A 13,489-nucleotide genomic window follows, 5' to 3' on the forward strand; every position below is an offset into this window, starting at 1 on the left:
GGCCGGGTGGCACTCCCGCGTCCGACCACCCCGACCCACCGGGAGGCAGCAGTGAGGACAGCGACACTGGGACCCGCCGAGCGCACCGCCGCGCTCGCCGCCATGGCCGAGCGCGAACTGGACGTGCTGGTCGTGGGGGCGGGCGTGGTCGGAGCGGGCACAGCCCTGGACGCCGCCACCAGAGGACTCGCGACCGGCCTGGTCGAGGCGCGCGACTGGGCGTCGGGCACGTCGAGCAGGTCGAGCAAGCTGATCCACGGCGGGCTGCGCTATCTGGAGATGCTCGACTTCGCCCTGGTCCGGGAGGCGCTGAAGGAGCGCGGACTCCTGCTGGAGCGGCTCGCCCCGCATCTGGTGAAGCCCGTCCCCTTCCTCTACCCCTTGCAGCACAAGGGGTGGGAGCGGCTGTACGCGGGCTCCGGCGTCGCGCTCTACGACGCCATGTCGGTCTCCTCGGGCCACGGCCGGGGCCTGCCCGTCCACCGCCACCTCTCCCGCAAGCGCGCCCTGCGCGTCGCCCCCGCGCTGAAGAAGGACGCCCTGGTCGGCGCCTTGCAGTACTACGACGCCCAGATGGACGACGCCCGCTTCGTCACCGAGCTGGTCCGCACCGCCGCCTCCTACGGGGCCCAGGTCGCCAACGGGGCCCGGGTGACCGGCTTCCTCCGCGAGGGCGAGCGGGTCGTCGGCGCACGGGTGCAGGACGTCGAGAGCGCCGAGGAGTACGAGGTCCGGGCCAAGCAGGTGGTCAACGCGACCGGCGTCTGGACCGACGACACCCAGGGGCTCATCGGGGAGCGCGGGCAGTTCCACGTCCGGGCCTCCAAGGGCATCCACCTCGTCGTTCCCAAGGACCGCATCCACTCCTCCACCGGCCTGATCCTGCGCACCGAGAAGTCCGTCCTCTTCGTCATCCCCTGGGGCAGGCACTGGATCATCGGCACCACGGACACCGACTGGGACCTGGACAAGGCCCACCCGGCCGCCTCCAGCGCCGACATCGACTACCTCCTCCAGCACGTGAACTCCGTCCTCAACACCCCGCTGACCAGGGACGACGTCCAGGGCGTCTACGCCGGACTGCGGCCCCTGCTGGCCGGTGAGTCGGACGCCACCAGCAAGCTGTCGCGCGAGCACACCGTCGCCCACCCCGCCCCCGGCCTGGTCGTCGTGGCGGGCGGCAAGTACACGACGTACCGGGTGATGGCCAAGGACGCGGTGGACGAGGCGGTGCACGGCCTGGACCAGCGGGTCGCCGCCAGCGTCACCGAGGACATCCCCCTGCTCGGCGCCGAGGGGTACAAAGCCCTGTGGAACGCCCGCGCCCGGATCGCGGGCCGGACCGGGCTCCACGTCGCCCGGGTGGAGCATCTGCTCAACCGGTACGGCTCCATGGCGGAGGAGCTTCTGGACCTGATCCTGGCCGACCCCACCCTGGGCGAGCCGCTGCCCGCCGCCGACGACTACCTGCGCGCGGAGATCGTCTACGCCGCCTCGCACGAGGGCGCCCGGCACCTGGACGACGTGCTCACCCGGCGCACCCGGATCTCCATCGAGACCTTCGACCGGGGCACCCGCAGCGCCCGGCTCTGCGCCGAACTGATGGCGCCGGTGCTCGGCTGGGACAAGGACCATGTCGACCGGGAGGTCCAGCACTACGAGAAGCGGGTCGAGGCCGAGCGCGAGTCGCAGCGGCAGCCGGACGACCTGACGGCGGACGCGGCCCGGCTCGGTGCGCCGGACATCGTGGCCATCTGACGGGGCGGGTGAGAGGGGGGCCGGTCATCCCGGGCCCCGGGGCGGTCACCCCCGGTCTCGGGTCCGGTCATCCCGGGTCTCGGGGGCGGTCATCCCCGGCCCGGGGGCGGGAGTTGGCGCCGGGGCGCCCGGACCCGGGGCGAGGGCCGGGGCGGGCGGCCCTGGACGGGGAGGCGGGGTTGGTAGGAGGCTGTGAGGGTGCGGTGTGGTTCGCTGGGCAGACGCACGGCCGTTGACAGGGCAGACGGGTGACGGGCGGACGGAGGACCCGCCGAGAACTTCCGGGAACGGCCGACGGTGCTTCAGGCGTCGACAGGGTGAGGGTTCTTCCCCTGCCGGGCCGCGTCGCGGCGGACCCCGGACCCGGCACCAGGACCGGTCCCGGGGTGAGGGACAATGAACGCTCTGCCAGGGCGGGTTGATCGCAGAGGGGACGCATGTCGGAGGCGGAGCAGGCACGGGAGCCCCAAGGGGACAAGGGCGGTCGTCTTCTCGCGGGGCGTTACCGGCTCGGTGAGGTGCTCGGCCGGGGCGGCATGGGCACGGTCTGGCGCGCCGACGACGAGACGCTCGGCCGTACCGTCGCGGTCAAGGAGCTGCGGTTCCCGTCGGCCATCGAGGAGGACGAGAAGCGTCGGCTGATCACGCGCACCCTGCGGGAGGCCAAGGCGATCGCGCGGATCCGCAACAACAGCGCGGTCACCGTCTACGACGTGGTCGACGAGGACGACCGCCCGTGGATCGTCATGGAGCTCATCGAGGGCAAGTCGCTGGCCGAGGCGATCCGCGAGGACGGCACGCTGACGCCGAAGCGCGCCGCCGAGGTCGGGCTGGCCATCCTCGACGTGCTGCGCTCGGCGCACCGGGAGGGCATCCTCCACCGCGATGTGAAGCCGTCCAACGTGCTGATCTCCGAGGACGGGCGCGTCGTGCTCACCGACTTCGGCATCGCGCAGGTCGAGGGCGACCCCTCGGTCACCTCCACCGGCATGCTCGTCGGCGCCCCCTCGTACATCTCGCCGGAGCGGGCCCGCGGCCACAAGCCGGGGCCGCCCGCCGACCTGTGGTCGCTCGGCGGACTGCTGTACGCGAGCGTCGAGGGCTGCCCGCCGTACGACAAGGGCTCGGCCATCGCCACCCTCACAGCCGTGATGACCGAACCGCTCGACCCGCCGAAGAACGCCGGTCCGCTCACCGAGGTCATCTACGGGCTGCTCGACCGGGACCCCGAACAGCGGCTCGACGACGCGGGCGCGCGGGCCCTGTTGAACAAGGTGATCAGGGCCCCCGAGACCCCCGCCCCGGCGCCCGTGGACTCCACCCAGCTCATGTCCCTGCCGCCCACGCCGCCCGCGGGCCCGCTCGCCAAGAGGCCCGCCAAGGCGGCCAAGGCCCCGAAGCCGCCCAGGCAGTCCACCGCGGCCGGGGAGTCCGGCGAGAGCGCGCGCGACCGGCTGCGCGGAGCCCTGCGCTCCGTCCGCAACGCGAAGGCGGCTCCGGCCGCCGGGGCCGCCGGGGCCGCGGGTGCGGCAGCCGCGACGGGCTCTCCGGCGGCCGCGGCGACCGGTTCGCCCGCCGTACCGCCCAAGCCCGCCTCCCCGCCCGGTCCGTCCGCCCCGGGCGGGCCGAAGGACCGGACCGCCGCCGGTGCGGGTTCCGGTGCCGCGGGGGCGAAGGACCGGACCACCTCGGGTGTTTCAGGTACCTCCGGGGCCTCCGGGACGAAGACGGAGAAGGCCGGCGGGGCCGGTGCTGCCGGTGCGAACGGATCCGGGAACGGCGCGACCTCCGTCGCCACCGCGAAGGCCCCCGCCGGAGCCTCGCGGTCCGCGACGGCGGCGCACGCCTCCGTGCCCGGTCAGCGGCCGCCGTCCGGCGCGGCCGCCCCGCGCGCCTCGATCACCGACGTGGTGCCCCGCCGCACCCTCGTCATCATCGCGGCCGTCGTCGCGCTGGCGATCCTGGGCACGATCCTCGCGATCGCCCTCGGCGGGGACAGCACGGACAAGGGCGGTAAGGACGGCACCGCGGCGTCGGCCGGAGCCTCGGGCGGCGACGACAAGCAGGGCGGCGACACGGGCGGCGGGCCGGGCGGCGAGAAGGACGACGGCCAGAAGGAGGGCCAGGGTTCGGACGACGGCCAGGCCTCCGCGGACCCGTCCGGCGACGCCTCGGGCGATCCGTCGAAGGAGCCGGAGGACCCGGCGTCCGGCGATCCGGGCGGCAGCGGCGACGAGTTGCCCGACGGGTACGCGGAGGTCACCGACGACCGCTTCCGCTTCACCATGGCGATGCCGGACGACTTCCAGCGCACCGCCATAGCGGGCGCCAACTCCGGCGGCATCTACAACGCCGAGCGCGGCGGCTTCCCCCGGGTCCAGGTCGACTTCACCAACTCGCCCAAGGACGACGCCGCCGCCGCCTGGCGCGGGGCCGTCGGCAGCGCGAAGCTCCTCAGCGACGGCTACCAGCACGGCGGCATAGAGAAGGTCGAGTACAACGGCTATCCGACCGTCGCCGACTGGACCTTCGAGCGCGACCACGACGGCGTCCGGGTCAAGGTGCTGAACCGCGGCTTCAAGGTCGACGCCCAGCGCGGCTACTCCATCATGATCAGCTGCAAGGCCGACGAGTGGGACGACGACGGGTGCCGGACGCTGCGGGAGACCGCGTTCGGAACGTTCAAGCCCGCGGGCTGAAACGGCAAGCGGGCGGGCCAGGTTGGTGCGACCCGGCGCGTGGATCGGCGTTGCCACGTATCGTAAGACGTCGGAGACCGTACGCAGCCGGAACAGTTGGCCAATTGCCCGCCAAATGACCGTAACTGACGGATTCGTGCGGTCCTGATGACCGGGGGACAGCGCGCTCTGGGGAGGTGTCGTGGACGACTACGCGGGTCGGGTGCTCGCCGACCGCTACCGCCTGCCGCTGCCCCCGTCCGACGGGTACGAACTGATCGTCACCCGGGCGTTCGACACCTACAGCGGCCAGGAAGTCCTGGTCCGCCAGGTGCCGTTGCCGGAGATCGTGGACGCGGAGGTGCTGGACGCCGACGGACTGTCCCCGGCGTCCGGGCGCACCATGGGGCGGGCCGTCCGCCGCAGCACCGACCCCGCGGTCCGGCGGGCGATCGAGGCCGCGCAGGCGGCGGCCCAGGTGCCCGACCACCCCCGGCTCGACCAGGTCTTCGACGTGTTTGCCGAGGCCGGTTCGCTGTGGATCGTCAGCGAACTGGTCGCTGCCCGACCGCTGTCCGCGCTCCTCGCCGAGCGCCCCCTCAACCCGTACCGGGCCGCCGAGATCGGCTCCGACGTGCTGACCGCGCTGCGGGTGCTGCACGCCCACGGCTGGACCCACCGCAACATCACCGTCCACACCGTCCTGGTCTGCGACGACGGCCGCGTCATGCTGACGGGCCTCGCGGCGGGCGCCGCCGAGGAGGCGCTCTGCGGTTACGCTACCGCCCCGCTGCCCGACGCCGAACCCGACGCCGAAGCAGGATCCGACCCGGGTGCCGGTCCGGAGTTCGGCCCCGCGGACGAGCCGGTGGACGAACTGGCGGGCGAACCGGTCGACGAGCCGGGGGGCGTTCCGACGGTCGGGCCCGCGACCCGGGGTGTCCCGGCGGTCGAGGCGGCCCCGCCGAGGTACGGGGGCCTCAGCGATGCCTACGCGCTTCCGCCGGTCGGCGCCGACGAGGTCCGCGGCGACGGGCGCGGACCGCTCGTCCCACCGCTGCCGCAGGGCTACGCGCCGCAGTACCCCCAGGGGCCGTACAGCGCGCGGGCCCCGTGGGAGCCGCACGACCACGAGCCGTACGAGACGCGGGAGCTGACCGAGCGGCAGGAGACGTACGCGCCACGGGAGACGTACGACGGGCGGCAGGAGTCGCAGGCGTCGTACGGGAGCTACGAGCCGTACGAGAGCGACGAATCCCCGGCGTCGTACGAGCCTTACGAGGGCGGTGAGTCCCCGGACTCCTACGAGCCGTACGGGACTGACGAATCCTCCGGAGCGCCCGCCGCACGCCCGGATACCTCGAACACCCCGGAGTCCCCGGGATCCCGGCAGGACGGTGCCCCGGAGGCCGGGCAGGCGATCGTTCCGCGTCCTGCCGCCCCCGCCGTCCCGTACGCCCCCGTGCCGCCGCCCGCCGAGCCGGGTGCCGGGAGCGCCGCCCAGCTGCGGGCCGCCCGAGCCGGGGCCATCGCCGCCTACCGGGCGGGGGCGCGCGCGGCCGCCCGGGTCACCGAGGACCGGCAGCAGGCCGACCGCGCGCCCGCCGACCTCACGAAGCGGCCCCCCGCCCCCGGGGCGGAGGGCGCGGGGTCAGGCAGCACGAGCAGCACGGGCACCGACGCCCCCGACGCCCCGGCCGGTGCGGACACCGGCACGGCCACACCCACCGGCACCGCCCCCGACGCGGCGTCCGCCCAGGACGCCACCGGCACCGCCCCCGACGCGGCGCCCGGCCCGCGGACCGGCGGCCCCTGGAGCCGTCCCGCCGAAGCCCCCTACCCGTACGCCTACGACGACGAGGACGACGAGGACGACGAAGAGGGGCCCCGGCCGCCCGGCCGCCGAGTCCATCTGGCCGGGACCTGGGACGACGGGCCCGGCTCCGGGCGGTCCGTGCCCGCGGGCGGCTCCGGCGCGGACGCGCTGCGGGCCGACTCCCGGCGGCCCGGACCGCCCGCCCCGGCCCCGAAGCCGGTCGGGCGCACCGCCGCGCTCCCGGTGGCCCGGACCGCGCCCCGGGCCTGGGAGGAGGCCGTCGCGGGCGGCGAGCCAATCGTCTACCGGGGCCCCGCCACCCCCCTCGCCGCCGAACGGGCGCGCCAGGCCCGGATCGCCGTCGTCGGTCCCGTCACCGAGCGGTGGGCCCCGGAACAGGCAGGGCCGGTCTACGAGAACTGGCAGCTCGCACCGCCGATCGGGCCCTCCACCGACCTGTGGGCGCTCGGCGCGCTGCTCTACCGGGCCGTCCAGGGGCACGCCCCCTACCCCGAGGAGAACGCCGCCGAGCTGGTTCAGATGGTGTGCGGCGAGCCGCCCGCCTTCGCCGAGGAGTGCGGTCCGCTGCGGCCCGTCGTCGAGTCGTTGCTGCGTCAGGACCCGACCGAGCGCCCGGACTTCGAGGAGCTGAGGGGCTGGCTGCGCTCGCTGGTGCGGTCCGCTCCGGAGCCCGAGGCGGGCGTGGACGTCGTCACGCTGCCCGCGGCCGACGCCACCCGGCTCCCCGTCGTACGCCGCCGGGGCGAGCTGGTGCGCAGGAGGCGCGGGCGTTTCGGCGGGGGCGCGGCGCAGGGCAGGCACCGCCAGGGCAAGCGGCAGCGGCCGCCGAAGCAGCGCGGCGCCGAGCGGCGGGACTGGCAGGAAGCGCTGCCGCCGCCCGGGCGGTCCGTGCGCAGGCCCGTGGAGAGCTGGGAGGAGGACCGCCGCCGCCCGGCCCGCGCCCCGCGTGAGCCCAAGGGCCCCCGGGTGCTGCGGGAGCCGCCGCGCAGGGACGACGGCACCTCCCCCCGCCGGCTGGGCCGCCTGCTGATCGTCCTGATCTTCCTGCTGATGGCCGCCGCCATCGCGTACGCGGTGATGTTCCTGCCGAAGTCCGGCGAGGAGAGCGGCGCGTCGGGTGCGCCGAGCCGGTCCGCGTCCGGGCCGCCCGCCGCCTCGGGGGCACCCCAGCCGTCCCCGTCGGCGGGGGAGAGCGGCGGCACCGGGTCCCAGCAGCCGCAGACCAGCCGTTCCGCCGCGGCGCTCGCCCCCGGCTACGCGCTCCGCAAGGACGCGGAGGGCTTCGAGGTCGGCGTACCGAAGGACTGGCAGCGCAGCCCCGCCAACGCGGACCGCCAGATCCGCTACGGCAGCGACGGGTTCACCCTGCTCGTGGTGCCCGGCCGGGACACGGTGAAGGCGGCGGGCGACGATCCACTGGCCTACCAGGCGGACAAGGAGCGTGAGCTCCAGGCGTTCCGGGATTCCAGCTGGTCCACGTCCACCGGGGTCCGCCGCGTCGACGTGGGCCGACAGGCCATGGCCGAGGGGCAGTTCACCTGGCTGGAGAGCGGTGGCCGCGAGGTGTACGCCCGCAACCTCGCGATGATCGTCAAGGGCCGCTACCACGTGATCCAGGTCATCGGCCCGGCCAACGACAGCGACCGGGTCACCGAGATCTACGAGCAGGCCATCGCCTCGTACCGGGTGAACGCCTGACGGTCCGTCACTGATCGACGCTCCGTCACTGCCCGACGCTCCGTCACCGGCCGGACCGCCCGTCACGCCTGCTGGAGCACGAGTCCGGCGGCAGCAGACTGATCGGTGGCCTCCGCCGTTGTGCGGTGCCGACAACCATCACAGTGCGGTCTCGTGGGCGATCCCCCGTATCCCCGCCGTGCCCCGCTCCGTAACCTGGCAAGCAGAGGAAACGGGGCGGGGACATCACGTGGATCGAACACAGGGCGCGGACGCGGGGCTGGTGCTGGCGGGGCGGTACCGGCTGGGCGAGGTCATCGGCCGCGGCGGCATGGGCAAGGTGTGGCGCGCCCACGACGAGATCCTGCACCGCACGGTCGCCGTCAAGGAGTTGACCGCCGGACTGTACGTCTCCGAGGCCGACCGGCTCGTCCTGCACGCCCGGACCCAGAAGGAGGCGCGGGCCGCCGCCCGCATCACGCACCCCGGCGTCGTCACGGTCCACGACGTGATCGAGTACGACCACCGCCCCTGGATCGTCATGCGGTACGTCGACGGGCCCTCGCTCGCCGACGCGGCCAAGGAGAGCGGCGAGGTCGCCCCGCGCGAGGCGGCCCGTATCGGCCTGCACGTGCTGAGCGCCCTGCGCGCCGCGCACGGGGCCGGGGTGCTGCACCGCGACGTGAAACCGGCCAACGTCCTGCTGGCGCGCGACGGGCAGGTGCTCCTCACCGACTTCGGGATCGCCGCGATCGAGGGCGACTCCACCATCACCCGCACCGGTGAACTGGTCGGCTCCATCGACTACCTGGCCCCCGAGCGGGTCCGCGGCGGCGACCCGGGCCCGGCCTCCGACCTCTGGTCGCTGGGCGCGACGCTGTACACGGCGGTCGAGGGGACCAGCCCGTTCCGCCGCGGCTCACCGATCTCCACCATGCAGGCCGTCGTCACCGATGAGCCGCCCGCGCCGGTCAACGCCGGTCCGCTCGGGGCCGTCATCACCGCGCTGCTCCGTAAGGACCCGGCCGAACGGCCGACGGCCGCCGAGACCGAACAGCTGCTGCTGGACGCGATGGAGGGCCGCGAGCCCCGCGCCGCGCAGGCCCATGTGCCCACGCAGCGGCTGCCCGAGGACGCCCGGTACCCGGCGCCGGACCCGGGCGGCCCCGACACCTCCGTACGCGGGGGCCGTTCCGGCTCCGGCGGTCCCGGGGAGCCGTCCGGCCTCACCGGCCCCGGCGGCTCCGCGTCCCGGCAGTCCGGATCGGCCTTTTCCACTTCGGCTTCCGGCACGCCGTCCGGCCCCCTGGCTCCGCACGGTTCCCTCACCCCGCCCGCCGCCTCCGCGCCCGCCGCCTCCGGCGTCCATGCCCCGGTGACGCGGCGCGCTGGGTCGCGGTGGCGCACGGTCCTCGCCGTGGTCGTAGCCGCCGCGGTCCTCGGCGGCGGGGCCGGGCTGCTCGCGATGAAGTACGGCGACGATTCGGGCGGTTCCGGCGGCACCGCGTCCCCCGGGTCCTCGGCCTCCCCGTCGCCCGGCGGCCCCGGGCAGGGGGCGACGGAGATACCCGACGGCTGGCGCCGGGTCGAGGACCCCGCGGGCTTCAGCCTCGTCGTGCCGCGGGACTGGACCCGGCAGGTGAACGACGGGCAGATCGACTACACCCCGGACGGCGGGGCGCACCGGATACGGATCAGCGTCGACCCGGACCCGGACTTCGACCACCCGTACCTGCACCTGCGGAACATGGAGGAGCAGCTCTCCGAACGGCTCCCCGGCTACCGGCGGATCGAGCTGGAGAGGAACACCTACCGCGACCGGCCCGGCGCGCGCTGGGAGTTCACCTGGAACGAGACCAAGGACCACGCGGGACCCCGGCACGGCATCGACCAGATGTACTACGGCGGCGCGGGCGGCCCAGAGTACGCGCTGTATCTGACGGCCCCGCAGGAGGGCTGGGAGACCAGCCGCGAACAGTTCGACACCATGCTGCGCAGCTGGCGCGCGCCGGACTGACCCTCCCCGGGGGTGTTCTCGTCCCGTCACGGCTCGGTATCCGGACGCCAACCCGGTGGTGCCGGGCGCCGGATGTGGATGAGGATGGCCCCATGACTGATGACGGGGGACGGGCCGACGAGCCCACCAGCTACGAACTCCGGCCGCCGATCGCACCCGTGCCCCCGGCGCGGGTGCCCACCCCCACGGTCGCCGCGACGGCCCAGGACGCGGACCCGGAGGCCGGACGGCGCGTCGGCGGACGCTACCGGCTGCTTTCCCGGCTCGGGCACGGCGGCATGGGGACGGTCTGGCGGGCTCACGACGATGTCGTCGACCGCGAGGTGGCCGTCAAGGAGCCCCGGGTGCCGGAGAATCTGGGCGAGCGAGGGCGCGAGGGGGTGCACCGGCGCATGCATCGCGAGGCGCAGTCCGCTGCCCGGATCGGCCACCCCTCGGTCGTCACGGTCCACGACGTGGTCGTCGAGGACGGGCGGCCCTGGATCGTCATGGAACTGGTGCACGGCCAGTCCCTCGGCGAACGCCTCCAGGGAGGCACCCTGGACCCGCGCGAGGTGGCCAGGATCGCCCTGCCGGTGCTGGACGCGCTCGCGGCCGCGCACGCGGAGAAGGTCCAGCACCGGGACGTCAAGCCGGACAACATCATGCTCGGCACGGGCGACCGGGTCGTCCTCACCGACTTCGGGATCGCCTACGTCGAGGGCGAGCAGCGGCTCACCGAGACCGGCGAGTTCGTCGGCTCGCCCGAGTACATCGCTCCGGAGCGGGTGCTGGGTCAGGAACCTGGCCCGGCGTCGGACCTGTGGTCGCTGGGCGTCGTGCTGTATTCGGCGGTCGAGGGGATGTCCCCGTTCCGCCGCTCGCACACCCCGGCCACCCTCCAGGCCGTGCTGCACGCCGAACCGCAGTCGCCGGCCCGGGGAGCGGGACCGTTCGGTGAACTCGTGATGCGGATGCTGCGCAAGGACCCGGCCCAGCGCCCGTCGGTGCCCGAGATCCGCCAAGCCCTCCAGCGGATCGCCGCCCCGGTGCCGGTCCCGTCGCGGAGCGCCGGGCCGGACACCGGCGGGCGACGGTGGATTCCCCCGGTGTTTCTCGGCAACCGCCCCGCTCAGCTCGCCTTCGGCGGCGGAGTGCTGGCGGTGGTGCTGGCGCTCGTCCTGCTCCTGGTCAACCCGTTCCAGGGCGACGGGCCGCCCGAGGGGTGGAAGACCCGCACGGAGACCGAGCTCCTGTCGGCGGAGGTAGCCGTGCCGGGGGACTACAAGCGGGACGAGGACGCCGAGAACGAACTCGTCTGGTACGCGGATCCCAGCGGCGTCTTCGAGATCGACTTCTGGTACCGAACGGTCGACGAGGACAGCGAGGGCCCGGGGCCCGACCCGGAGGCCCGCAAGAGGTACTACGAGAAGGGAGGGGCCGACACCACGCAGATGGACGAAGGCGCCGAGGTCACCTACGGCAAGGTCACCCATCAGGGACGTCCCGCGTTCGAGATGACCACGGACTACTTTCCCTATGGGGCCTCGTCCGACGACGAACCGGTCCGCTACCGGTTCCGGGAGCTGCTGATCCCCGGCGAGAAGAAGAGCGACCCCTACTGGCACGTCCGGGTGAGGATGCCCGCGAAGGGGCAGGCGGCAGAGGACGGGGGCACGATCTTCGACGAGGTGACAGCAGGTCTGAAGATGGACGGTGCCTGACTCCGCAGGCACGCCCGTCGGCCCCGGGGCCGCCGCATAGCCACTGATCAGGGGTTATGTCGCCAGCGATCACTGGCTTGATCGTGGCGGTGACCGGACGGCGTCGGCGGGTCCGGTGAAAAACTGTTACCGACGGGTACCCAAAGGTCCCGGCTGGACCTACTCTCGGCCTCATGACGGACTCGCAGGCGCCTGACGCCCCTCTCGGCACCAACCCCGTGGCGGTCGCCCCCGCCGGCGTGCGCACGGCCGCCGACGTGGTCACCCCCGAGGTGGTCGCCCAGCTGATCCGCGGGGTCGTCGGATCGGGGCGTACGGCCAACCACACGCCCTTCACCGGCGAGAAGCTGGCCGACCTGCCCGAGTCCACGCCCGAGGACGTCGCCACCGCCTTCGACCGGGCCCGCGCCGCGCAGCCCGCCTGGGCCGCCACCCCCGTACGGCAGCGGGCCGCGGTCCTGCTCCGCTTCCACGACCTGCTCCTCGGCCGCCAGTCCGAGGTGCTCGACCTCATCCAGCTGGAGGCCGGCAAGGCCCGCCTGCACGCCCACGAGGAGGTCCAGGCCGTCGCCGTCGCCGCCCGCCACTACGGCCGCCGGGCCGCCGCCTACCTCAAGCCCCGGCGGCACACCGGCGTCGTCCCGGTCCTGACCAAGGTCACCGAGCTGCGCCAGCCGCGCGGGGTGGTCGGCCAGATCGCCCCCTGGAACTACCCCCTCGAACTGTCCGTGGGCGACGCGCTGCCCGCGTTCGTCTCCGGCAACGCCGTCGTGATGAAGCCCGACACGGAGACCGCGCTCACCGCGCTCTGGGCCCGTGACCTGCTCGTCGAGGCCGGACTGCCCCCCGAGCTCTTCCAGGTCGTGCTGGGCGAGGGCCCGGTCGTCGGCCCGGAGATCGTCAGCCGCGCCGACTACGTCTCCTTCACCGGCTCCACCCGCACCGGCCGCGAGGTGGCCGTGGGCGCCGCCTCCCGGCTGGTGGGGGTCTCCCTGGAGCTGGGCGGCAAGAACGCCATGCTCGTCCTGGAGGACGCCGACGTGGAGAAGGCGGCCCAGGGCGCGGTCCGCGCCTGCTTCTCCTCCGCCGGACAGCTGTGCGTCTCCATCGAGCGGCTGTACGTCCACGAGTCCGTCGCCGACGAGTTCGTGCGGCGCTTCGCCACCCGGACCAGAGCCATGCGGCTCGGCAGCTCCCTCGCGTACGGCGCCGACATGGGCTCCCTCGTCGGGGAGCGCCAGCTGGAGACGGTCAGCCGGCATGTCGCCGAGGCCGTCGAGAAGGGCGCCACCCTCGTCGCGGGCGGGGTCGCACGCCCCGACATCGGCCCGCTCTTCTACGAGCCGACCATCCTGGACGGCGTCCAGGCCCCCATGGCCATCTGCACCGAGGAGACCTTCGGACCGGTCGTCGCCGTCTACCGGTTCACCGACGAGGACGAGGTGATCGCCCTCGCCAACGCCACGCCCTACGGCCTCAACTCCAGCGTCTGGACCACCGACTCCGGGCGCGGCCACCGGATCGCCGCCCGGCTGCGCACCGGCACCGTCAACATCAACGAGGGGTACGCCCCCGCCTACGGCAGCGTCCAGTCCCCGATGGGCGGCATGAAGGACTCCGGTCTCGGACGGCGGCACGGCTCCGAGGGGATCCTCAAGTACACCGAGGCCCAGACCGTCGCCCAGCAGCGGCTGCTCCCGCTCGCCCCGTCCTTGGGCATGGACGACGAGAAGTACGCCGCGCTCATGACCCGCGGCCTCCAGGCGATGAAGGCGTTCCGGATGCGCTGAGCGCCCGCCGAGACGCCGTGACCCAGCCC

6 protein-coding genes are annotated in these 13,489 nt (G+C 74.3%); all 6 read left to right on the top strand.

Features of this window, described 5'->3' with window-relative positions:
- The first annotated feature begins 51 nt into the window (after positions 1–51).
- The 6 genes from ACIRRU_RS06345 to ACIRRU_RS06370 all read left to right on the top strand — a co-directional run bounded on the left by ACIRRU_RS06345 (position 52) and on the right by ACIRRU_RS06370 (position 13,460).
- Positions 52–1,758: a glycerol-3-phosphate dehydrogenase/oxidase gene (locus tag ACIRRU_RS06345; RefSeq protein ID WP_403676764.1), complete on the top strand. Its 1,707-nt coding sequence runs from the start codon at positions 52–54 to the stop codon at positions 1,756–1,758.
- Between the two features lie 437 nt (positions 1,759–2,195).
- A complete protein-coding gene (locus ACIRRU_RS06350; protein WP_403676767.1) occupies positions 2,196–4,457 on the top strand; it encodes a protein kinase in 2,262 nt (753 codons plus the stop codon).
- Positions 4,458–4,638: 181 nt separating this feature from the next.
- Complete coding sequence (locus ACIRRU_RS06355; protein WP_403676770.1) at positions 4,639–7,971, top strand: serine/threonine protein kinase; 3,333 nt, start codon at positions 4,639–4,641, stop codon at positions 7,969–7,971.
- A 229-nt stretch (positions 7,972–8,200) separates the two neighbouring features.
- Positions 8,201–9,967 (top strand): serine/threonine-protein kinase, encoded by a 1,767-nt coding sequence (locus ACIRRU_RS06360; protein WP_403676773.1) that lies wholly within the window; start codon positions 8,201–8,203, stop codon positions 9,965–9,967.
- 92 nt (positions 9,968–10,059) lie between these two features.
- On the top strand, positions 10,060–11,670 hold the full coding sequence (locus ACIRRU_RS06365) for a serine/threonine-protein kinase (RefSeq protein WP_403676776.1): 1,611 nt from the start codon (positions 10,060–10,062) through the stop codon (positions 11,668–11,670).
- A gap of 173 nt (positions 11,671–11,843) precedes the next feature.
- Entirely contained in the window at positions 11,844–13,460 is a 1,617-nt protein-coding gene (locus ACIRRU_RS06370; protein WP_403676779.1) for a succinic semialdehyde dehydrogenase, read from the top strand.
- Positions 13,461–13,489 lie beyond the last annotated feature (29 nt).

It is taken from the genome of Streptomyces sp. NPDC101181, assembly GCF_044767975.1.
GTDB lineage: Bacteria > Actinomycetota > Actinomycetes > Streptomycetales > Streptomycetaceae > Streptomyces.

What these genes read in the sequence shown, in the direction of transcription:
- ACIRRU_RS06350 (WP_403676767.1), top strand. Translation starts at nt 2,196, where the DNA reads ATGTCGGAGGCGGAGCAGGCACGGGAGCCCCAAGGGGACAAGGGCGGT.
- ACIRRU_RS06365 (WP_403676776.1), top strand. Translation starts at nt 10,060, where the DNA reads ATGACTGATGACGGGGGACGGGCCGACGAGCCCACCAGCTACGAACTC.
- ACIRRU_RS06370 (WP_403676779.1), top strand. Translation starts at nt 11,844, where the DNA reads ATGACGGACTCGCAGGCGCCTGACGCCCCTCTCGGCACCAACCCCGTG.